The organism is Streptomyces sp. NL15-2K (genome assembly GCF_030551255.1).
GTDB lineage: Bacteria > Actinomycetota > Actinomycetes > Streptomycetales > Streptomycetaceae > Streptomyces.
In genome coordinates, this window is the sequence record NZ_CP130630.1 from 7,462,575 (window position 1) to 7,483,029 (window position 20,455).

General features: G+C 69.7%; 22 protein-coding genes. 10 read left to right on the top strand and 12 right to left on the bottom strand.

Annotated elements, in window-relative coordinates:
• The first annotated feature begins 70 nt into the window (after positions 1 to 70).
• The 4 genes from Q4V64_RS33755 (at position 71) to Q4V64_RS33770 (ending at position 5,002) form a co-directional block, all read left to right on the top strand.
• Positions 71 to 1,423, top strand: coding sequence for an MFS transporter (locus Q4V64_RS33755; protein ID WP_253266885.1), 1,353 nt, complete (start codon positions 71 to 73; stop codon positions 1,421 to 1,423).
• A gap of 51 nt (positions 1,424 to 1,474) precedes the next feature.
• Positions 1,475 to 2,683 (top strand): acetyl-CoA C-acetyltransferase, encoded by a 1,209-nt coding sequence (locus tag Q4V64_RS33760; protein WP_124439452.1) that lies wholly within the window; start codon positions 1,475 to 1,477, stop codon positions 2,681 to 2,683.
• Complete coding sequence (locus Q4V64_RS33765; RefSeq protein ID WP_124439451.1) at positions 2,680 to 3,531, top strand: hypothetical protein; 852 nt, start codon at positions 2,680 to 2,682, stop codon at positions 3,529 to 3,531. Before Q4V64_RS33760 ends, Q4V64_RS33765 begins: the two co-directional genes overlap by 4 nt.
• A 199-nt stretch (positions 3,532 to 3,730) precedes the next feature.
• A complete protein-coding gene (locus Q4V64_RS33770; RefSeq protein ID WP_124439450.1) occupies positions 3,731 to 5,002 on the top strand; it encodes a cation:proton antiporter in 1,272 nt (423 codons plus the stop codon).
• Between the two features lie 117 nt (positions 5,003 to 5,119).
• Here Q4V64_RS33770 and Q4V64_RS33775 read toward each other — a convergent pair whose 3' ends face one another.
• The 4 genes from Q4V64_RS33775 to Q4V64_RS33790 form a co-directional block, all read right to left on the bottom strand.
• A complete protein-coding gene (locus tag Q4V64_RS33775; protein ID WP_216377595.1) occupies positions 5,120 to 5,581 on the bottom strand; it encodes a hypothetical protein in 462 nt (153 codons plus the stop codon).
• A 17-nt stretch (positions 5,582 to 5,598) separates the two neighbouring features.
• A complete protein-coding gene (locus Q4V64_RS33780) occupies positions 5,599 to 6,108 on the bottom strand; it encodes an ATP-binding cassette domain-containing protein (protein WP_216377594.1) in 510 nt (169 codons plus the stop codon).
• Positions 6,109 to 6,370: 262 nt separating this feature from the next.
• Positions 6,371 to 7,168: a hypothetical protein gene (locus Q4V64_RS33785; RefSeq protein WP_124439449.1), complete on the bottom strand. Its 798-nt coding sequence runs from the start codon at positions 7,166 to 7,168 to the stop codon at positions 6,371 to 6,373.
• Positions 7,161 to 7,742 (bottom strand): sigma-70 family RNA polymerase sigma factor, encoded by a 582-nt coding sequence (locus Q4V64_RS33790; protein ID WP_124439448.1) that lies wholly within the window; start codon positions 7,740 to 7,742, stop codon positions 7,161 to 7,163. Before Q4V64_RS33790 ends, Q4V64_RS33785 begins: the two co-directional genes overlap by 8 nt.
• Positions 7,743 to 7,898: 156 nt before the next feature.
• Here Q4V64_RS33790 and Q4V64_RS33795 point away from each other — a divergent pair, with 156 nt between their 5' ends.
• The 6 genes from Q4V64_RS33795 (at position 7,899) to Q4V64_RS33820 (ending at position 11,449) form a co-directional block, all read left to right on the top strand.
• Positions 7,899 to 8,414: a cupredoxin domain-containing protein gene (locus Q4V64_RS33795; protein ID WP_124439447.1), complete on the top strand. Its 516-nt coding sequence runs from the start codon at positions 7,899 to 7,901 to the stop codon at positions 8,412 to 8,414.
• Positions 8,415 to 8,887: 473 nt separating this feature from the next.
• A complete protein-coding gene (locus tag Q4V64_RS33800) occupies positions 8,888 to 9,382 on the top strand; it encodes a Chromate resistance protein ChrB (protein WP_124439446.1) in 495 nt (164 codons plus the stop codon).
• Complete coding sequence (locus Q4V64_RS33805; protein ID WP_216377593.1) at positions 9,379 to 9,591, top strand: chromate resistance protein ChrB domain-containing protein; 213 nt, start codon at positions 9,379 to 9,381, stop codon at positions 9,589 to 9,591. The genes Q4V64_RS33800 and Q4V64_RS33805 overlap by 4 nt, the downstream gene beginning before the upstream one ends.
• 97 nt (positions 9,592 to 9,688) lie before the next feature.
• Entirely contained in the window at positions 9,689 to 10,189 is a 501-nt protein-coding gene (locus Q4V64_RS33810) for a chromate transporter (protein ID WP_216377592.1), read from the top strand.
• Positions 10,165 to 10,554 carry a chromate transporter gene (locus Q4V64_RS33815; protein WP_216377591.1) on the top strand — a complete coding sequence of 130 codons (390 nt, stop codon included), beginning with the start codon at positions 10,165 to 10,167 and terminating at the stop codon, positions 10,552 to 10,554. Before Q4V64_RS33810 ends, Q4V64_RS33815 begins: the two co-directional genes overlap by 25 nt.
• Before the next feature lie 742 nt (positions 10,555 to 11,296).
• Positions 11,297 to 11,449 (top strand): DUF418 domain-containing protein, encoded by a 153-nt coding sequence (locus Q4V64_RS33820; protein ID WP_216377590.1) that lies wholly within the window; start codon positions 11,297 to 11,299, stop codon positions 11,447 to 11,449.
• A gap of 267 nt (positions 11,450 to 11,716) precedes the next feature.
• Here Q4V64_RS33820 and Q4V64_RS33825 read toward each other — a convergent pair whose 3' ends face one another.
• From Q4V64_RS33825 to Q4V64_RS33860, 8 genes are all read right to left on the bottom strand, one after another.
• A complete protein-coding gene (locus Q4V64_RS33825; RefSeq protein ID WP_172629144.1) occupies positions 11,717 to 11,857 on the bottom strand; it encodes a hypothetical protein in 141 nt (46 codons plus the stop codon).
• Positions 11,858 to 11,991: 134 nt separating this feature from the next.
• Positions 11,992 to 12,708, bottom strand: a complete 717-nt coding sequence (locus tag Q4V64_RS33830; protein ID WP_253266884.1) for a methyltransferase domain-containing protein — start codon at positions 12,706 to 12,708, stop codon at positions 11,992 to 11,994.
• Between the two features lie 324 nt (positions 12,709 to 13,032).
• Positions 13,033 to 14,448 carry a glycoside hydrolase family 5 protein gene (locus tag Q4V64_RS33835; protein WP_124439444.1) on the bottom strand — a complete coding sequence of 472 codons (1,416 nt, stop codon included), beginning with the start codon at positions 14,446 to 14,448 and terminating at the stop codon, positions 13,033 to 13,035.
• 84 nt (positions 14,449 to 14,532) lie between these two features.
• Positions 14,533 to 16,683: a beta-galactosidase gene (locus Q4V64_RS33840; protein WP_124439443.1), complete on the bottom strand. Its 2,151-nt coding sequence runs from the start codon at positions 16,681 to 16,683 to the stop codon at positions 14,533 to 14,535.
• Positions 16,684 to 16,749: 66 nt separating this feature from the next.
• Positions 16,750 to 16,989 (bottom strand): hypothetical protein, encoded by a 240-nt coding sequence (locus Q4V64_RS33845; protein WP_124439442.1) that lies wholly within the window; start codon positions 16,987 to 16,989, stop codon positions 16,750 to 16,752.
• 31 nt (positions 16,990 to 17,020) lie between these two features.
• Complete coding sequence (locus Q4V64_RS33850) at positions 17,021 to 17,917, bottom strand: carbohydrate ABC transporter permease (protein WP_124439441.1); 897 nt, start codon at positions 17,915 to 17,917, stop codon at positions 17,021 to 17,023.
• 2 nt (positions 17,918 to 17,919) lie between these two features.
• On the bottom strand, positions 17,920 to 18,825 hold the full coding sequence (locus Q4V64_RS33855; protein WP_124439440.1) for a sugar ABC transporter permease: 906 nt from the start codon (positions 18,823 to 18,825) through the stop codon (positions 17,920 to 17,922).
• The gene (locus Q4V64_RS33860; RefSeq protein WP_124439439.1) at positions 18,825 to 20,156 is read right to left on the bottom strand and encodes an extracellular solute-binding protein; all 1,332 of its coding nucleotides are present in this window, start codon (positions 20,154 to 20,156) and stop codon (positions 18,825 to 18,827) included. The genes Q4V64_RS33855 and Q4V64_RS33860 overlap by 1 nt, the downstream gene beginning before the upstream one ends.
• Positions 20,157 to 20,455 lie beyond the last annotated feature (299 nt).

A 20,455-nucleotide genomic window follows, 5' to 3' on the forward strand; every position in this document is an offset into this window, starting at 1 on the left:
GCCGACCAACACAGCGGTTGCGCGCGCCGGGACGTCGTCGCGCGGACTGCTCGCCGTTCTGCTGACCGGAGTGTTCATCGCGATCCTCGACGTCGCCATCGCCAACGTGGCGGCGCCGAGCATCGGCACCGACCTGGACGCCAGCGGCGCCGAGCTGCAGCTCGTCGTCGGCGGCTACATCATTGCCTACGCCGTGCTGCTGATCACCGGAGCGCGGCTCGGTGACCTCGCCGGCCGCAGGAGGATGTTTCTCACCGGCGTCGCCGTCTTCACGGCGGCGTCGCTCGCCTGCGGCTTGGCATGGACGCCTGTGGCACTGATCGCCTTCCGGGTCGTGCAGGGTGCCGGGGCCGCATTGATGGTGCCGCAGGTGCTCAGCCTCATCCAGCTGAATTTCGCGGGCACCGCTCGGGCCAAGGCGCTCAGCGCCTACGCCACGGTGATCGCCGGCGGCGCGATCGTCGGCCAGATCGCCGGTGGTGTTCTGGTCAGTGCCGACATCTTCGGCAGCGATTGGCGGCCGGTGTTCCTGGTCAACGTGCCCGTCGGTCTGGTGCTGCTGATCGCCGGAGCGCGCACGCTACCGAAGACCCCCGGCAATCCGTCCCGCAAGCTCGACCTGCCGGGCCTGGCCGTGCTGTCCCTCGCCGTGATCGCGCTGGTGCTGCCGCTGGTCCTCGGGCCCGAGCTGGGCTGGCCCGCGTGGACGTGGGTGAGTCTGGTGTTGTGCGTGCTCTTCACGCTGGCCTTCGTCCTGGTCGAAGGCCGGTCGAGCCGGATCGGCGGTTCACCGCTGGTCCCTGGCGTGCTGCTGCGCGCGCCCGGCTTGGCCGCGGGCGCGCTGGCTCTGCTCGCCGCGACTGCGAACTACGGCGGCATCCTCTTCCTGACCGCGTTCTTCGTACAGAGTGGCCTGGGCCATGGCGCGCTGGTCGCAGGGCTGGTGTTCCTGCCCGCTGCGTGCGCCTTCGGCTTCGCCAGCCTGAACTGGGGCAAGCTGCCCGCGAGATGGCATCGTCTGCTGCCCTCGGCAGGTCTGTTGCTCACCATGCCGGCGCTGATCGGTCTCGCTCTCGCCATGGACGCCGGTCATCTCTCCGTCTGGATGGAGATCTGCCTCCTGCTCTTCGGCCTCGGCATGGGGACGGCGTTCAGCCCGCTGTTCGCCATCGCGCTCTGGAAAGTGCCACCAGCCAATGCGGCGGACGCCAGCGGCGTGATGTCCACGGTGATGCAGCTCGGCCAGGTCATCGGCGTCGGGGTCTTCGGCTCGGTGCTCCTGAACCTCATGGACGCTCCGTCCGACGCGCCGCACGCCGGCTTCGTCACCGCGCTCCTGATGGCCGCCACAGGGGTGCTCGGAGCCCTGATCGCGCTGGGCCTGCCCCACGCGAACAACACCCCCGAGGGGTCGACCAGCTGATCGCCCAGTCCGAGAATCAGAAGACATCAGTCGTCGTTGAGTGGGAGAAACATGTCAGGCTCTGTCATCGTCGGTGGAGTGCGCACGCCGATGGGCCGACTACTGGGCTCGCTGAAGGACTTCTCCGGGGTCGACCTCGGATCCCTGGCGATCAAGGCGGCGCTCGAGCGCGTGGGCCTCGCGCCGGAGGCCGTGCAGTACGTGATCATGGGGCAGGCGCTGCAGGCCGGTCAGGGGCAGATCCCGTCGCGCCAGGCCGCAGTCCAGGCCGGCATCCCGATGAGTGTGCCGTCCCTGACCGTCAACAAGGTGTGTCTGTCGAGTCTGGACGCGATCGCCCTGGCCGACCAGCAGATCCGCCTGGGCGAGTTCGACATCGTGGTCGCGGGCGGCATGGAGTCGATGACCAATGCCCCGCACGTTCTGCCCGGCTCCCGCTCCGGCACCAAGTACGGGCCGATCGAGATGGTGGACGTCACGGCGCACGACGGTCTCACCGACCCCTTCGACCAGGTCCTCATGGGTGCCCTGACCGACGTGCACAGCGCGAAGGCCGGCATCTCCCGCGAGGACCAGGACGCGTTCTCCGCGCGCTCGCACCGGCGCGCCGCCGCCGCCATCAGCAGCGGCCGCTTCGCCGAGGAGATCGTGCCGGTCGAGGTCCCGCAGCGCAAGGGCGATCCGGTCGTGGTCGACACCGACGAGGGCGTGCGGCCGGACACCACGGCCGAGCGACTGGCGAAGCTCCGCCCCGCGTTCGGCGCGGACGGCACCATCACCGCCGCTTCGGCCTCGCAGATCTCCGACGGCGCATGCGCGGTCGTCGTGATGAGCAAGGCCAAGGCCGAGGAGCTCGGCCTTGAGTGGCTGGCCGAGATCGGCGCCCACGGCAACGTGGCCGGTCCGGACAACTCCCTGCTGTCACAGCCGTCCAACGCGATCAGGCATGCGCTGGGCAAGGAGAACCTGTCGGTCGACGACCTGGACCTCATCGAGATCAACGAGGCGTTCGCGGCGGTCGGCCTGCACTCCGCGCGCGAACTCGGGCTCAGTGACGAGGACATCGAGGCGAAGGTCAACGTCAACGGCGGCGCGATCGCGCTGGGGCACCCGCTCGGCATGTCCGGTGCCCGCCTGGTGCTCACGCTCGCGCTCGAGCTCAGGCGCCGCGGTGGCGGCGTCGGTGCCGCGGCGCTGTGCGGTGGCGGCGGCCAGGGTTCCGGCCTGATCGTCCGCGTCCCGGAAGCGGTGGACGCATGAGCGCGCACCCGGCACGGCGGCTCTGGCACAGCCTGGAGACGCTCTACCAGCCGGCGCTGTCGGTGGCGCACACCCGGGCCGCCGGGAAGGAACTCGGCCTCCGGGGGTTCTGGATGACCTTGCTCGCCTTCCGCTCGTCTCCGCTCGGCGCGGTGGACGCCGCGACGGTGGTCGCTACGTTCGGCGGCTTCGCGCCGGAGATGGTGGGCAAGGCCATCCCCGCCGCGTGGGCGCTGGTACCGCCGGCGATGTGCATCGAGCGCCGGAACGCCCTTGCGGGCGAGCTGCTCCGGGAGGCCGGCGTCACCGACGAGATCGCCGGGCCACTGGTCGAGCGGCTGGCCGGACTGCCGTCGGCGCTCGAGACGACCGGACGCCCGCTCGGTGCCGCCAATGCCGCTCTTCCGCTCCCGGACGACCCGGTCGCGGCACTGTGGCAGCTCGCCAGCACGGTACGGGAACATCGCGGCGACGGGCATCTGGCCGCCTGGGTCGCCGCTGGCGTCACCGGGCTCCAGGCCCATCACATGCTCGTCGCCGACCTCGGCCAGCACGAGATGATGCGCGAGCTGCGGGGCTGGACACCGGAGGAGTGGTCCGAGGCGGCCGCGGCGCTGGTCGCCCGCGGCCTGCTGGACGCCGATTCCGGTGCCCTCACCACCGCGGGCCGGGAACTGCGCGACAAGGTGGAGCAACAGACGGACGAGCTGTCCTGGTCAGGGGGCCTGTCCGTGCTGGGCGAGGAGGGCGTGGACAAGATCTGCGCGGAACTCGCCCCTCTGGCGAGTTCGGTCCGCGGCTCCGGCCTGGCGCCACTGTTCACCCTGCTCGCGGGCAGCGAGGTCTGAGGCACCGTTCCGGCCACGCCGTCCGCTCGCGCCGGTGGGGCGGGTAAGGCCTCAGTCCGCCGGATCTGCGCCGAGCACCCCGTCCCCGGGTACGCAGATCACCGCGTCCAGTGACGGGGCGGGCCCTCGCCCGTCCCGCGGACCGTTCACTCGCGACGGGGTGATGACATCGCCGTAACCGCGCACGGAGAGGCCGAACTTGAGCGTTACTGACGTCACGACCACCGTACTGGGCGACATCGCCCTCATCCTGTTCGTGTCCACGCTGCTCGGCGGGCTGGCCAGACGCCTCGGCCAGCCCGCGGTCATCGGTCAGATCCTGACGGGGGTGATGCTCGGCCCGACCCTGCTGGGCCGGCTCCCGGGGAATCCGACCGCCCGGCTGTTCCCGCCGGAGGTCCTGCCGTATCTGTCCGTGCTTGCCCAGGTCGCCATCGTCACCTTCATGTTCGTGGTCGGCTACGAGCTCAATCTCCGGTCCATACGCGCGAGCGGCAGGGCGACGCTGTCGGTGGCGGCCGGGGCCCTGGTCGTCCCGATGATCCTGGGCGCGGGGGCGGTCCAGTTCCTGCCGTCCGCCTTCACCGCGGTGGGAGAACACGACGTGGGCTCGCGCTCCTTCGTGCTGTTCTTTGCCGTCACAGTGTCGATCACGGCTTTGCCTGTGCTGGCGGCGATCATCCGGAGCACCGGCATCGCCGGGACGCGGGCCGGTGTGATCGCGCTGGCCGCCGCCGGTCTCATGGACATCGGTGCGTGGACCGCACTCGCCGTGGCGATGCCGGGCGATGCGCACGGCCTGCCGGTCTGGCTGACCGTCCTGCTGACGCTCGCGCTCGTGCTCGGCGGCTTCCTGGTGGTACGCCCGCTGCTGCGTCGGTGGATCGACCGGCCCGACGGTCTGTTCACCTCTCAGCTGCCCCTGGCAATCTTCCTGGCGACGAGCTGCGCCTGGGCCACCTCCGAACTGGGGCTGCACGCGATCTTCGGCGGTTTCCTGGCCGGGCTGCTCATGCCGCGTCGCGACGGGGCGCCCGACGCCGACGTGCTGCGGGCGATGGAAGGAGCCACCGATCTGCTCCTGCCGCTGTTCTTCGTGGTGACCGGACTCTCCCTGAACATCGGCGCGCTCGACCGGAACAGCGTGCTCCTGCTCTGCCTGGTCCTGCTGATCTCGGTCGTCGGCAAACTGGTGCCCGGCTACCTGGTGAGCCGGCTCAACGGGCTGGAGCGGCGCGACTCGGCCACCGTCGCGGCGCTGCTGAACACTCGCGGGCTCACCGAGCTGATCGCTCTCAACGTCGGCCTGAGCGCCGGGATCATCCACGGCCGGCTCTTTACGGTTCTGGCGCTGATGGCCCTGATTACGACGGCCATGACCAGCCCACTGCTGACACTCCTCGGCAGGCCCCGGCATTCGGCGTCCGCCGCGGGTGAGGTGGTCCCTGCCGGCAGCCGTAAGGAAACCTGAAGGAGCGCCCGGCCTCCCCGCCGCGACAGCATCGGCGGCCCGGGCACCACCCCGGAGCTTTCGCGGGCGGCCTGCTTGCACCTGCCCATGGCATCGGCGGAGAGCACCAGCAGCACCTCACTCGTGGACAGCACCGGGATGCGCGCCGTATAGAAGCCGTATAGAAGGCGCCACGTCCACCGTGGCGGCCCGGACCAGCTCCTCCAGCTGCCGCTTGCCGGCCACCTGCCCGCACCGGCGCTCGACCGCCCGGTGCGCGTCGTCGTAGCAACCGCCAGCCGCCTCGATCACCGCCAGGCGGCGAAGACCAAGGCTGTGCCGGGTAAGTGGGAGCGCCAGGGCGTCATCTGCCGGGTAGATGTTCGGTTTCCCTAGAGCCCTGAAGGCCAGGCGGCGCACGGTGACCGGGCCCACCACCGTGGCCAGGGCCCGCCCGTGGCCCCGTTCGACGCGCGACCGCCAGGCCACCACCGCGGCGGCGGCATGGCCGGCCTCCTCCCGCAGGGCACGCAGGTCGAGGTGGTCCTGCAGCAACTGCCGCATCAGCTGTCGGCCGCGCTTGGTGAGCAGGTCTTCCAATTCCCGTATGACGCGTTCTACGGCCGTGGCGCCAACCGCATCCAGGGCGGAGGTGGGCTCGTCCAGCAGCAGCGCCTAGGGCCGATGGTGAGGGCCCGGGCCAGGCATACGCGTTGTGCTTCGCCGCCGGAAAGGCTCATGGTGGCGCGCGGGAGGTAGTGGGCGGGCAGGTGGACCCGCTCCAGCAGAGCCGCCGCGTGCGGCCGGTCCAGATCGGGGCGGCCGACGCGCAGGTCGTCCAGGACGGTGTCGGTGAGCAGCACGGGCTGCTGGGCGACGAGGGTGACCCGGCGGCGGAGGGTGAGGACGTCCCAGTCGGGCAGCGGGCGGCCCTGGAAGGTCACGGTTCCACGGGCGGGTTCTTCGAGCCGGTTGAGTAGCCGAAGCAGGGTGGACTTGCCCGCGCCGCTGGGTCCGACCAGTGCGGTGCAGGCCGAGGCGGGGATGCGACAGGTGATCTCGTCCAGCAGGGCCGCCCCGCCCCGTCGTACGGTGACCTGATCCAGGGTGAACGCGCTGTGTTCCACACGTGCCGACCTCCACCGTCTCAGTTGACTGCAACCATGGTTGCACTGATTGGGGTGGGTGGTGGCCGCACGGTCAGTACACGTAGACGTCGACCAGCCGGGCCGTCGCGCCTGGCGGCCAGGGCTTGGCTGGACATGGCGCAGGCGGGCTGACGCCTCGTCGGGCTCCGGCGGTCCCCGCGGGCGTGACCCGGCGGCTACTCCGGCCGCCGCGTCCGGCGCCACTGACCGAACCGGACCAGGCATGAGGGGTGATCTGCGGTCACTGGTTCTGCCGTGCGTCGAAGTGGGCCGTGGCCAGGACGGAGCCGTCCGCGGCCAGCAGCCGGGCACCGGACACCGTGTCCGGGTCGACACGCGTGGGGGCTCCCCAGTAACCCCGGCCGGCGTCGTCGAGGGAGAACTCCCCGATGTGGACCGACGTGCCGTCCGTGCGCTCCAGTCGGCAGCTGACCTCTCCGGCCTCCGGGTATACGCCGTGCGAGCCTGCGGCCTCGGACTCCTCGGCCCGGAAGCCGGATCCAGACCTGTCTCCGGCCTGGGAGTCGGATCCGGACCCGTCCCGGCCTAGGTGGACCGACATGTAGACCCAGCCCGGGGATCCGGTATAGGCGAAGATCCGGCCCACCGGGCGCTGGTCGGGGGCCAGCAGAGACGCTGCGAGCAGGCCGTGTTCCGAGCCGGGGGGCCCCGAACTCCGCGAGGAGGGAGCCGACGCTCCCTCGATGGCCGTACCGACGGCCCAGCCACCGAAGCCGAACCCGAGGGCGGTCGCGGCGGCGGCCGCGACCGCCACGCCGGCCCGTGGTCGCCGCCGTCGCGCCGGCCGGTTCAGGCCCAGCTTGTCCGTCACCCGTGTCTCGAAGCCGGCGGGCGGCTCGCTGCCCGGCACGAGAGAGAGCAGACCGTCTGCGACGAGCGTCAGCTGCTCGACGTGCTCCCGGCAGGTGTGGCAGCCGTCCAGGTGAGCGATGGCCTCGGCGCGCTCCTGACCGGGGAGGATGCCCAGTGCCAGCTCGTCGGCGACGGCCCTCAGCCACTCGCAGTCCCTGTCAGTCATGATCGGCTCGCTCGGGTCCCAGAACCGTCCGCAGTTTCCCCATCGCCGTCCTGATCCGTGTCTTCGCCGTGCCCAGGGGGATCCCTTCGAACTCGGAGATCTGCCGTGCGGTCATCCCGTAGATCCCGGCCATCACGACGGCACGCGCCTGCTCGCGCGGTAGGCCCGCCACCGCGGCCCGTATCCGGGATGCCGCCTCATCGGCCAGTGCGCACTGTTCGGGCGTCCGGGTCACGATGCCGAGCAGTGCGTCGAGGTCCTCGGGGGAGACCGGGGTCGCCTTGCGCGCGCGGACGGCGTCGATCGCCAGGTTGTGCGTGATGGTCCCCAGCCAGGTCTTCACCGATCCACGTCGGGAGTCGTAGACCTGCGCATGACGCCAGGCCCGTTCGAAGGTCTGCTGGGCGATGTCCTCGGCGAGCTGGGGGTCGTCGACGACAGCGACGGCGATACCGAAGACCATGCGCTGGAACCGGCGGACGAACGCGAGGGCGATCTCCGGGGCGCCGGTCGCCATTCCCGCCAGCAGTGCCTCGTCCGAGAGCCGCCCGAGCGGTGGGCCCAGTCTCCGCATACCAGTGGATACGGCGGACCGCGTCGAGCGGATTCCCCCGGTTCCACGCGGGATCACGCCCTCATTCTCCCGCCTTTTCTCCTGCCTGCCGGAAATCCTCTGGCGCGGTCCGCCCGTACCGCTGGTCAGGAACGATTTCTCACGGAGGGCCGAGACATGGCGACGACGCTCAGGACGTTCGTGCGCAGGAACATCGGGCCCGGGCTGGCCGCCGGAGCGGTGGCGGGCATCCTCGTGGCGTGCGGAGGCGGAAACGACAACGGTGGCGGGTCGACATCGTCGCCCCCGAAACGGAGCGGCGAGCCGGGAACCACCCAGGTGGACGTGAAGATGACCGACTTCAAGATGGAGCTGTCCAAGACGACGCTCAAGGCGGGCGACTACACCTTCGTCGCCAAGAACGACGGCCGGCACGATCATGCCCTGGAGATCGAGGGATCCGGAACGGAAGAGAAGACGAGGACGCTGGAACCCGGAGAGTCGGCGAACCTCACCATCACGCTGAAGGACGGCACGTACGAGGTCTACTGCCCTGTCGGCAACCACAAGGACCTGGGCATGAAGACCGAGCTCACCGTGGGTGGCACCGCCTCACCGAGTGGCGGCACCAACACAACCGACGGCAATGGCTACGGTCAGAACGCCCCACCGTCCTCACCGACGGTGACCTGACCCTGGATCCGGCCACCTGGACCGTTGGAGCGCGTGGTGACCAACCTCCTCCACAACGCCCAGCACCACGGCCGGGGCCCATCGGTCTGACCGCCCGCCATGCCGACGGGCAGCTCCGCATCGAGGTACGCGAACCACGGCCGCGGCCTCCCGCCCGACTTCCTCACCGCGCCTTCGACCGCTTCCCCCAGGCCGACCGTGCCCGCATCGCCATCGCCATCGCCACCGCCACCGCCACCGGCCTCGGCCTGGCCGTCGCCGCCGCCATCGCCCGCTCCTGCGGCGGCGACTGCGGCGCCGCAAACCACCCCGACGGTTGCGCCGTGGTCTGGATCACGCTTCCCTCGGCTTCCCGACCGCGCACCCCACCCGATTGAGGTGACCGCAGGTCCATGCAACCAGGGTTACATCGACCGTCGAGGCGGAGAGGCAGATGCACCGCACACCAAGTCCCGTATGCACCGGGTCGCCCGATGCCCGCTGAGCGAGCCGCCCGCGACCCTGGCGAATGGGTGCTTCTGTCCTACCGCCTGCCCCGTGAGCCCTCTACGCCCCGCATCGCCGTATGGCGCAAGCTCAAGCGCCTGGGCGTCGCTCAGCTCTCCGACGGCCTGGTCGCGCTGCCTGCCGACGCCCGCACCCGCGAGCAGTTGGAGTGGATCGCGGACGAGGCGATCGAGGCCGGTGGCACGGCCTCCCTCTGGATTGCCCGGCCCGCGACCCTCGCCCAGGAGCGGGAGCTGGCCACCGCCATGGCCGGGGCGCGCGCCGCCGAGTACCAGGCCGTCGACCAGGCGGCCCAGGCCGCAGCCGACCCCACCACGGCGGCCGTCGTGCGGAGGTTGCGTGCGGAGCTGCGGCGCATCGGCCGCCGCGACTTCTTCCCGCCGCCCGAACGCGACCAGGCCCACGCCGCCGTCCGCGCCCTGGCAGAGCAGACCGCATCACCCGTGGAGGAGCAAGCGTGAAGTGGGCCACCCGCGCCGGGATCCACATCGATCGGGCCGCCTGCGCCTGGCTGATCCGCCGACACGTCGACAAGGAGGCGGCATTCGTCTTCGTCACCGATCCCGCCCAGGTCCCCGCGGGCGCGACCCCGTTCGACATGCGCGGCGTGGAACTCGGCCACCATGGCGGGGACTGCTCCTCGATGTCCTGTTGCGCGGGCTGTCGATGATCTGCGACGACTACCGGATCCTGGAGCTGACGGGTCCACTCTTCGACGGTCTGTACGAATCCCACCACCGCGCCATGCTGATCGGACGGGACCCGGCATGAGCCGCACGAGCACCCAGGCGGCGGAGTCCGCCGCCGACGTCCGTGACGTGGTGCCGTTCCGTACGGCGGTGCACACCTGGTTCGCGATCACCCTGTTCGTGCTCCCCGGCGTCGCCGCGCTGCTGGCCCTGTCCGCCCTCTACGTCGCCTTCGGCACCACCGCCGCCGTCACCGGGCTGTTCGCCGGGCTCGCCCCGGCCGTGGTCGCCATCGTCGCCCAGGCGGTGTGGCGGGTCGGCCGCCGCTCGCTCACCCACCCGGCGCTGATCGCCCTCGCAGTCGGGTCCTTCGCCGCGCTCGCCCTCTTCGCCGTCCCCTTCCCTCTGGTCATCGTCGCGGCAGCGATCGTCGGCTGGCTGCTCGCCCGATACGCACCGCACACCCTGCGCCCGGCCACGGCGCACACCGACGACGGCCCACCGCCGCTGATCGCCGACGACGTGCTGCACGCCGAACGCCCAAGCCGCGGGCGTTGCGCATCCTCGGCGCCGGTCTGATGCTCTGGGCCGTACCCCTGTCCGTGGTGGCCGCCCTGACCGGCACCGGCAGTGTGTTCACCACCCAGGGTGTGTTCTTCTCCGGCACCGCGGTGGTCACCTTCGGCGGCGCCTACGCCGTCCTCGCCCACGTCGCCCAGCAGGCCGTCCAACACTACGGCTGGCTCAGCGCGGGCGAGATGGTCCGCGGGCTCGCCCTGGCCGAGACCACTCCCGGACCGCTGATCATGGTGGTGCAGTTCGTCGCCTTCCTCGGGCGCTCACCGCGACCCCGGCGCCCCCTGCATCGAGCGCCTGCGCGACGACGTCGCTCCGCTCGTCGAGGGAGCATTCCGGGTCGAAGAAGACCCGCCAGGCTTCCCTGATGTCCTGCTCGGCTTCCTCCGGGTCCTCCGGCGCCGTACCGGTCGGCGTGGGGGATTCGGAGGTCGACGGGGACGGCCTGACCGAGGTGGGGCTGAACGACTCGGTGACAGGCGGCGGTGTCCTTCGAGGTGCGCTGTCGCCGCCGTCGTCGCAGCCCGCGGTGACGGCGAGGACGGTGGCGGCGACCACCGCCCAGACCGCGCGTGGTGCCGCAGAGGCCATGGAACTCCACCTTCGGGGTCGCCGTGTGACTGGACTACCAGGATTGGGTGGATTCATCCGGGCGGTTTCGGGCACGCCGATCAAGAGGTGGGAGCCGCGCCACGGGGTACAAGCAAGTCAGGACCCGAGGTGAGGATGGATGCGATGAACCGGATGCCCCGCTGGGTCGCCCAGGCGGTCGCGGTGCTGGCCACCACCGCGGTGTTGCTGTTGGCAGCGACCTGGCTCGTGGAGAACTTCTGAGTCGGCCGCCCCGCTCGCGACGCCGGCTCAGGACGACGCGTCGCGTGGCCGGTTCATCCCTGTCTCGTAGGCGAAGATCACGGCCTGCAATCGGTCGCGGAGGCCGGGTTTCATCAGGATCCGCTTCACGTGGTTTGCGGACCGTCGACTCTTGACGACGAGTGCGGCGGCGATCTCGCGGTTCGACAAGTCGCAGTCGGGCCACGAGTTGCAGGGTCTTCCGCTCGCGGGACGTCAGGGCTTCGAGGCGGAAGTGGCCGAAAGGTCGGGGTCGGCATGGAAGAGGAGACCGGCCCGGCCCTGGTCGCATTGTTCTGCTTCACCGGCGCCGCCATGCTGTCGGCGGTCGCCTGGACGCGCCGGTTTCGCCGCGGTCCGTTGGAGTACCTGCTCCACACGGTCACGCGACTCGTCGGCCACATCAAGTGACGTCCGAATCAGGCCAGCGTGGGGCCGGGGGATTGGTGTCGGTGGTTCTTGAGCAGGTTGCATCTGATCTCAGAAGGCTTTCCGCTTTCCGAACGTGATCGTTTGATTCGGGCTGGGTAGGCATGGACGGCCGCTGACCGCGGGAGGGATCGGGCGGCTCGTCCGCTCGTATTCGGTCATGGAGGTGGCTGGTGCCGTCGGTGCCGGAGGCTCGGGAGAAGCAGGTCCGGGAAGAAGTCGTGCGGCTGCGGGAGGAGGCCGAGCGGGTCAGGCCGCGCCGGCCGTGGCCAGGGGGCGTTTGAGCGGCTGGCCGACGTGCGGGCGACGGTAGCCGAGGTGCTGGCCGAGACCCCGGCCGGAGACGAGGGGCCGGTGCGCGGTGCGGTGGCGGGCTCGGTCGTGCCGCACCGGGCGGTGGCATCGGGGTGGAGATGTTGGCGGTGTAATACCAGCAGATCCTGGCCCACAGCGGAGATCACCCGGCCAGGAACCCTGTTCCGCCCCACAGCCCCGCCGATTGGCAAGCGGAAGCCTTCTGAAGGTCAAGTCCCCTTTGTGAAGACAAGTACCTCTGTGGAGGCGATGCCCATGGGTGCCAGGAAGCTGGCCTCCAGGCTGCAGCCGAGGGTCGCGAAGAGGTCCACGCATGTCCGGCGGGGCATGGCGGCTGGATAGGAGCCGTGCCCCTCGCCGCCCTTCGTCGCCCAGGCACGCACCGTGGCCGGGTCCAGGCAGGTCTCTGTCATTACGTCGAAGACGATCCGACCACCGGGTCGCGTGACACGTGCCATCTCGAAGAAGTAGCGGGAGGCGTAGAGGAAGGTCACGGTGTTGAAGACCTTATGGGCCTGAACGAGGTCGATGCTGCCGTCGGGTGTCGGGGCGAGACTGCATCCTGCGGTCGGTTGGGCGACCACACTGAATGTGTCCACCAGGTAGTTGGCCCAGGGCGCTGCGGTCTCGTAGATCTCGTAGCGGCCTGGTGAACACTCCTTCAGTGTCTTCTCCAGGTACCGTCCGGACCCGGGGCCGATCTCCAGCACCGTGTCCGGGTCGGCGGCGAAGACGCCGAGAGCGCGTAGTTCGTCGATGGTGAACTGGGTAGCGCCAGGCGTCCCGTTCATGACCTCGTCGAGGTAGTCACCGACCGACAGACCGACTGCCTGCGCAGCCCGCATCGTTGCCTCGAACGGGATGAAGTCGTCCACTCCACCCCGGTTGTTGGTGCTGCGTACGATGTCGAATCCCGCACGTCCCAAGAGCCGCTTGACCCCCGACTTCAATACTGACGTTCTCGTGCCCGCTGCCCTCATCAGGCATGCCCCCCAGATCGTCTCCACCCTTGGTGTCAGCATAGGGTCGCCGACGCAGACGCGTAGTGGGACAGCGAATTCGCTACGCGGCTGTCGAGGGCAGTACACGGCGCCGGGTCTCACGCCCGATATGTGCCTTCCCCGCTGGGCCTCCTCGCGCAGCCAAGCGACCTCCTCGCGGACCTTGTCCTTTCGCGCCTCCAGCAGTCCCAGCCCCGACAGCACCAGCCACCTCCACCAGCGAGTACGGGCCGACGAACACCCCGTGCTTCATCCGTTGTCGAGCGCGTCCAGGAGCCAGTCGCGCCGTACGCAGTGTTCCAGCGCGAAGGAGTCGGCCAGCGCGAGCAGGTCGTCGTCACCGAGGCCCCGGAAGAGTTCGGCGTACTCCTGGACCAGCGGTTGGCCGAGCAGGATGTGCCGGACGATGATCTCGATCCACTGGCGGGTACCGAACGGGTAGGGAGTGAAGCCCGGGAACTCGTCGGCGACAAGCTGTTCGAGCGGCTTGGCCGCCTCGCGGATGTCGCCGTCCGGGGAACTCCAGGCCTCCGCGCCCAGGCGGTGTTTTTTCGCCATGAATGCGGCGAAGTGGAGCTGGTAGGGACTGCCCTGGGCAAGGTGGACGAGCCCTTGCAGGCCGACGTCCTTGTACGTCCAGATCGACCAACTGGCCTCGTGCCGACGGTAGATCTCCAACTGGTCGGCGAGCAGCTGCGCGCACTGCTCGTCCCGGGCCGGGTCGCCGGTGTAGACCGGTCCGAACTCGCCGACCCAGATCGGGGTACCTGTCTTGCGCATGTACGCGGTGCGGCGAAGGAAGACTTCCTCGACCTGTTCCTTGTCGACCCGGATGCCGTCTGTGGTGCCGGGGTAGCCGCCACCGCGGGCGAAGCCGGCGCGTGCGTAGTCGTGGCAGGTGTAGACGGTGTTCTCGAGGGGGTCGCCGAAGAGGTCGAACTCGGTCGAGTAGCGATTGCCGTCGAGGAAGATGATGTGGTGCGGATCGATCGAGCGAATCGCTGCGACGAGGCGGTCGTAGAAGGCCGGCAGCACCTGCCCGGACTCGTCGGCGGGCTCGTTGATCAGGTTGTATCCGGCCACCCACGGGTTGTCCTTGTACCGTTCGGCCATGACCTCCCACAGGTGCACGACCCGGTCCTGGAAGTGCCGGTGGTCCCAGAAGGACGGCAGGTGGGTGGGGTTGTCGGAGTGCCACTGGTGGTTCTGGGCGCCGGGCAGGGAGTGCAGGTCGATGACGGTGTAGATGCCGTGCCGTGCGCACAGCTCCACCACGCGGTCGAGCTGTGCGAAGCCTTCCTCGCGGATCTCCAGCGGGCGGGCGTCGTCCTCGAAGTGGCGGTAGTTCACCGGAAGGCGCAGGCAGTTGACCCCCTTGGAAGCGAGCAGCGCGGCATCGGCCTCGTCGAAGAAGACGGTCAGCAGCCGGTCGAAGAACAGCTGGTATCGGCGCTCACCCAGGACCTCCCGTACCGCGGAACGCATGGCGGATTCACTCGCGGGATAGCCGTTGATGAAGTTCTCCATGTTCATCCATCCCCCGAGTCCGGCTCCACGGAGTCGGACCGGGGTCCCGTCCCGCGTTTTGAACCGGGTGCCGGAGACCTGTAGCAGGGGGTCGGGGAGAGTGCGGTGGGCGGGGGGAGCGGAGGGCGTGGAGGCCATGGAGGCGGTCCTTCCGTTGTGTGGCGACCGGTGGGGTTCCGTCGATGCCGGCCTCGGGAGGGGCGTCAGGGGGGACCAGCCCCCTCAGGCTGCGGCCGTCTCGTCTCCGGCGGTGACGAAGATCCGTACGTCCCAGGCGCCGAGGCGCAGTGCTGTGCCGGCGGGCGCGGAGGTGCCGTCGAGAGCGTCGGAGAGTGCCACGGGTGCCGTGACGTGCGTGGGGTCCCAGCTCCAGTTGTGGACGAAGTGGACGCGGCGGCCGTCGGGGGAGGTCCCGCTGGTGGCGGTGACCGACGGCGGCAGGTCCTGCCAGCCGCTGCTCGGGGTGGGTGCCAGCCAGGCGGCGAGCACCCTGGCGAGGTCGCGGCCGGGAACCGTGCCGACGCAGGTGACCCGGCCCGCGCCGTGGCGGCGGGTGGTGACGGCGGGCCAGCGGCCGAAGTGCGGATGGTCGTACGCTGCGAGCACCTCGGCGTCCAGGGCGGTGAGTCCGTCGACCCAGCGCGTGGCCGTCGCCTGCTCCGGCAGCTCCAGTGGGCTCCCGGGCACCGCGCGCAGCGGGAGGTCCCGCACCAGGTTGCTGAACTCCTCGTACTGGACCCCGGCGGCCGTGGTGAGTCGTCCCGGCGCCGGTTCCTGGCGGGCCCGTGCCTCGTGGTCGGCGTAGCCGGTCCGCGGTCCGAGGACCAGGTGGCCGCCCGCGTGTGCGTAGGCCGCGAGCCAGTCCAGTGTCCCGTCGGCGGCCACGTACAGCGCCGGGACGACGAGGACCGGATGGAGGCGCGCGGCCTCCCCGGGGCTCGGGCCGAGGACTTCGCCGCGCGGGTCGTGCAGCTGGCGGGCGTGCACCAGGCGGACCTGGAGGCCCGCCTCGAAGGCGCCGCGGTAGAAGGGATCGAAGATGCCGTGGTAGGCGGCCGGATCGGGTTCGCCGTTCTGGTTCGCCAGGGGCGGGTACTTCTGCATCAGCCACTTGCTCGGCGTCGAGTACACCATGGTGATGTCGGCGTCCGGCTCGATGCCGGCGACCAGCGGGCCCGTGGTTTCGAACTCGCCTCCCAGGCGGGCCAGTTCGTCGTACACACGGCCCGGCCTGCCGCTGTGCGGGAGTATGCCGCCCACGTAGGTCTCGGCCCCGAAGTGCAGAGTGTGCCAGTGCCAGTACTCGATCATCCGCGCCCCGCGCGCCACCAGCGCCCACGCGGCCTGCCGCCACTGGCCGTCGTAGGCGGGGCGGTTGTCCCAGGGGCCGCTGATGGTGGCCGCGTTGGTCTCGGTGACCAGGAACGGGGCCTGGCGGGAGGAGTACATCCGGTCCGCGATCTGGGAGATCGACCAGGCGCCGGTGGTCTTGTTGTGCTCGGCCTCGCGCTCGTCGGGCAGCAGCAGGGCGTCCTGCATGGCGTAGTACGGGTTGCCCGCGGCGATGTCCAGGGCCGCGTTGAGCTCGTGGTCCTCCACCCCCGGGCGGGGATAGGAGACGCAGGTGGTGACGAACTGCTCGGGGAGGGCGTACTCGCGGGTGATGCCCGCCTGCCAGGCGATGAACTCGGTGGTCTGCCTGGCCTGGAACTCCCGCCAGGCGACGTCGTACTGCGGCTGCGCGTTGCCGTCCGGCGTCCACAGGTCGGCCCACGTGGTCAGGCGGTGCGACCAGTAGACCAGGCCCCACTCCCGGTTGAGGGTCTCGACGTCGCCGTACTTCCGGCGCAGGTGGTCGGTGAAGCGCTGGAAGACACCGTGGTTGTGGAAGAGCTCCAGGCCGGGCTCGTTGTCCACCTGGAAGCCGATGACCGCGGGGTGGCGGGCGTAACGGGCGAGGATGCGGCGGATGACGCGTTCGGCGTGGAAGAGGAAGGCGGGGTGGGTGTAGTCGACCTCCTGACGGGCTCCCCAGCCGATGCGCTGCCCGGTGGCCCGTTCGCCGCAGATCTCCGGGTACTGCCGGGCCAGCCACGGCGGGACCGCGTAGGTCGGTGTGCCCAGGATGACGGAGATGCCGCGCTCCCGGGCGCCGTCGAGGACGGGCTGGAGCCAGTCGAGGTCGAACGTTCCGTTCTCCGGCTCCCAGGTCGACCAGACCGACTCGCCGACCCGGATGACGTTGAAATGCGCCTCGGCCATCAGGTCGAGGTCGTTCTTGAGCTGCTCCTCGGCCTGTTCGGTGCCGTAGGGCGGCCGGTACTCGTGGTAGTACGCGGCGCCGAAGAGAACGCGGGCGGGCACATCCGCCATGGGGTGGGCCTCCTGAAGGCAGAGTTGGTGCACGGGGCGGCGGGAAGACCTGCTGTCCCCGCCGGATCAGCTGCCGTTGGCCGGCTGGCTGTAAGCGGTCCCGTCGATGCTCGTGGTGAGCGTGCCGACGGCCTGGAAGTCGTGATCTGTACGGTGGCCGATCCCAGGGCCTTTCCGCGCAGGGCGTACGTGCCGGTCGGCACCGGCTCGGTTCGCCTGCGCCGTGTCCGCGGCGGTGGACGTCTGGGCGGCGGCCGGAGCGCCTCTCGACGGGGTGGAACGCACACTCCTGACGCTCTTGGTCATCGCGGCTTCCTCACTGGTGGTCGCTGCCTGGTCACTTGAGCGCTCCCGCCGAAAGACCGCTGATGATGTGGCGCTGTGCGATCGCGTAGAAGACGACGATCGGCAGCACCGCGATGAGCGAGGCGGCGAGCAGGATCTGTTGTTGCGGGGACTCCGCCGAGACGAAGTTGGTGAGCCCGCGTTGCACGGGCATCAGCGAGCTGTCGCTGAACAGCACCAGTCCCATGAGGTACTCGTTCCAGACCCCCATGGCCTGGATGACGGCCACCGCGACCAGGCCGGGCCGGGCCAGCGGGAGGATGATCCGCCAGAAGGTGCCGAGCAGGGAGGCACCGTCGATGGCGGCGGCTTCCTCCAGTTCCTTGGGCTGGCTGGCGAAGAACCCGCGCATGATCAGGATGGAGATCGGCAGCCCGCCGGCGATGAGTACGAGGATGTAGCCGATGCGGGTGTTGGCGAGCCCGAGCGTGATCAGCAGCTTGTACTGGGCGATGAACGAGGCCGGCAGAGGAATGATCATGATGACGAGGATGGCGCCCACCACGGCACCTCGTCCGGGGAACTCGATGCGGGCCAGGGCGTACCCGGCCATGCTCGCGATGACCAGGATCCCGACGACCGAGGCCGCGGTGTAGAGCAGGCTGTTGGGCAGGTACTGGCTGAAGCCGCCCTCGTTCCACGCGGTGGCGAAGTTGCCCCATTCGAAGGGGCGAGGGATGGGGTCGGTTCCCTTGTACAGCTGCTCGGCGCTCTGCAGGGATCCGCTCAGTATCCACAGCACCGGCACCAGTGCTTCCAGTGCTCCGGCGATCAGCAGGGCGTACAGGGCCATGCGTGGTCCGCGCAGGCGGACGCCACGGCGTCGTGCACTGGGCGTCGGCACCGGCGGCGTCTTGGTTCCCCGTGCCGTGTCGACAAGCGTGTTCACCGTCAACTTCCCTTCTCCGCCCGCGAGTCCGTGCTTCCACCGAGCCTGCGAGAGACCCACAGCTGGACGCAGGCGAGGACGATCAGGCACACCCCGAAGATGACCGACATCGCGGCCGCGCGACCGTACTCGCTGAACTGGAAGGCCTGTTGGTAGATGTCGAGAGTGGGGACCTCGGTATGACCGGCGGGGCCCCCGTTGGTCAGCACCTGGACGGTGCCGAAGATCTGCAGGCCGCTCAGCAGGGTCAGCACGCTGACGATGCCGGTGACATGGGACATCCCGGGCCAGGTGACATAGCGGAACTGGGCCCAGCCGCCGGCCCCGTCCAGCGACGCGGCCTCGTACAGCTCCTGGGGCACGTCCTGCCGGCCGGCGAGGAAGAGGATGAAGCCGAAGCCCCAGTGGTACCAGACGAACACGACGGCGACCGCGATCAGGGCCGTCTTGGGGTCACCCAGCCAGTTGTGCTGGAGACCGTCGAGTCCGACCGCCTTCAGCGCCTGATTGACGACCCCGATCTTCGGGTCGAGGAACCACGCGAACATCACGCCCACCACCACCGTGGAGAACACCCCGGGCAGGTAGTAGACGGTGCGGAAGAACGCCGCCCCGCGGCGGGCGCGGTGCACGGCCAGCGCCATGACTATCGACACCGCGTTGGCGACGAACAGACCCACGACGCCGAAGACGACGGCGTTCTTCATCGAGCCCCAGAACTCGGTGTCGTGCATGACGAAGCGGTAGTTGGCGAGCCCGACGTAGGGCGCGTCCAGACTCACCCCGTCCCAGGACTGGAAGCTCAGCAGGATGCCCTGAACGAAAGGGACGACCGTGAACATGGCGATCATGGCCAGCGCCGGCGCCAGGAAGACACCGGCGGCCAGCATCCGAGAGCGGCGCCTCACTACGCGCTCCGCTGCGCCGCGTCGAGGTCACCGAGGACCTGGTCGACCGTGCGCTCCTTGAGCACGATGGCCTGGGCGCCCTTCTGCAGGGCGGTGACGACCTGCACTTTCATCTGGTTCTGTACGAGTTGGACCTCGGAGATCTTCGCGGCGATACCCGCCAGTTGCTGCGGAATGTTCTTCTCGGGCACCGCGCGCGCGGAGGGGATGAGCGGAACCTTCTCGGCGAAGACCTGCTGCTGGCCCGGCTCGGTCAGCCACTGGACGAACTTGAGGGCCTTGGCCGCGTTCTTGCTCCTGGGGTTGATCGCGGCTCCCTTGGCCGAACCGCCCACCAGGCGCGGCGTCTGCGTGCCGTCGTCGGCCTCGGGGACCGCCAGAGAGCGGAAGTCCGTGAAGTCCGGGGCGGTCGCGCGGGCCACGCCGACGGCGGAGGTGCCGTCGAAGATGGCCGCGACGCCCTGGGTGTTGAAGAAGGCCTTCTCCACGTTCGGGTTGTCGCTGTTGCCGGACGGGAGTGAGCCTGTGGAGATCACACCGGCATCCCGGAGGTCGACCAGGAGCTGGAAGGTCTTGCGCCAGCCCTCACTCTTCCAGCTGGACTCGCCGGTGAAGGTGGCGTTCAGCTCCTCGTCGGTGAAGTAGTTGGAGGCGTACGACTGGACCAGTTGGTTCGACAGGCTGGCCGCGAACCAGAAGGGGTCCTTCCCGGACTTCTTGATCTTCACCAGCTGGTCGATGAACTCGCTCATGGTGGCGGCCGGCTTGTCCGGGTCGAGACCGGCGGCCTTGAACATCGCCGCGTTGACGAAGATCCCCAGGGCCGGGGCCTCCCAGTGGGCGCTGTAGATGCCCGGCTTCACGCCCTGCGTATTGTCCGCCGCGAACGTCGACGCCTTGATCGTGGCGGGCCGGAAGGTGTCCCCCCAGCTGCCCTTCATCCGGTCGCTCAGGTCCATGGCCCAACCGGCCTTGTAGTAGGGCGCCATGGAGAAGGAGTCCATCGCCGAGAAGATGTCCGGCATGTCGCGGGACTGGGAGCTCGACTGGAGCTTGGTCAGGAAGTCGGCCGGTCCGACGTCGTCGATCTTGATCTTCACGCCGGTCTGCTGCGTGTACTTCCGCGCCAGCTGTCCGAGCGCCGCCGCCTGTCCGCGGGACTGGTTCATGAACACGATCTCGGAGCTGCTTCCCGTACTGGCCCCGCCCGACCCGCAGGCGGCCAGCGTGGTGGCGGCCAGCCCGCCGCCGACGGCGCCGAGGAATCCGCGCCGGGACAGGAATGTGGCGGCGGTCGGCGAAGCCGCCTCCGCGGTGTGGTCTCGCCTCATCGCGAGTCCTCCTCCATGGGTCGGTGACGATGATGTCGGGGCGCCGGATGATCGAGGCCGGCGGGATCTGCAGGTCCTTGAGCAGGGCGACCTGGCCAGAGGGCGGGCTGCTGCTGCAGAGGAAGACCGGGGCGGGTGCCAGGTGCTCACCGTGCTGCCCAGGTTCGAATGGGGTCGCGTCAGTCGGAAGTGCTACGAAAATTTGTGACCCAGCAGCTCGAAATTGCTTTCCGTGAAGTCTGCTGACCGAGAACGCTAAGCACGTCGATGACCTTCGTCAACCCCTTGTGTCGACCTTG

Coding starts and splice junctions, on each gene's coding strand:
- Q4V64_RS33760 (WP_124439452.1), top strand. CDS start 1,475: ATGTCAGGCTCTGTCATCGTCGGTGGAGTGCGCACGCCGATGGGCCGA.
- Q4V64_RS33765 (WP_124439451.1), top strand. CDS start 2,680: ATGAGCGCGCACCCGGCACGGCGGCTCTGGCACAGCCTGGAGACGCTC.
- Q4V64_RS33785 (WP_124439449.1), bottom strand. CDS start 7,168: ATGACTGACAGGGACTGCGAGTGGCTGAGGGCCGTCGCCGACGAGCTG.
- Q4V64_RS33790 (WP_124439448.1), bottom strand. CDS start 7,742: ATGCGGAGACTGGGCCCACCGCTCGGGCGGCTCTCGGACGAGGCACTG.
- Q4V64_RS33795 (WP_124439447.1), top strand. CDS start 7,899: ATGGCGACGACGCTCAGGACGTTCGTGCGCAGGAACATCGGGCCCGGG.
- Q4V64_RS33800 (WP_124439446.1), top strand. CDS start 8,888: ATGCCCGCTGAGCGAGCCGCCCGCGACCCTGGCGAATGGGTGCTTCTG.
- Q4V64_RS33810 (WP_216377592.1), top strand. CDS start 9,689: ATGAGCCGCACGAGCACCCAGGCGGCGGAGTCCGCCGCCGACGTCCGT.
- Q4V64_RS33820 (WP_216377590.1), top strand. CDS start 11,297: ATGGAAGAGGAGACCGGCCCGGCCCTGGTCGCATTGTTCTGCTTCACC.
- Q4V64_RS33835 (WP_124439444.1), bottom strand. CDS start 14,448: ATGGCCTCCACGCCCTCCGCTCCCCCCGCCCACCGCACTCTCCCCGAC.
- Q4V64_RS33840 (WP_124439443.1), bottom strand. CDS start 16,683: ATGGCGGATGTGCCCGCCCGCGTTCTCTTCGGCGCCGCGTACTACCAC.
- Q4V64_RS33845 (WP_124439442.1), bottom strand. CDS start 16,989: ATGACCAAGAGCGTCAGGAGTGTGCGTTCCACCCCGTCGAGAGGCGCT.
- Q4V64_RS33860 (WP_124439439.1), bottom strand. CDS start 20,156: ATGAGGCGAGACCACACCGCGGAGGCGGCTTCGCCGACCGCCGCCACA.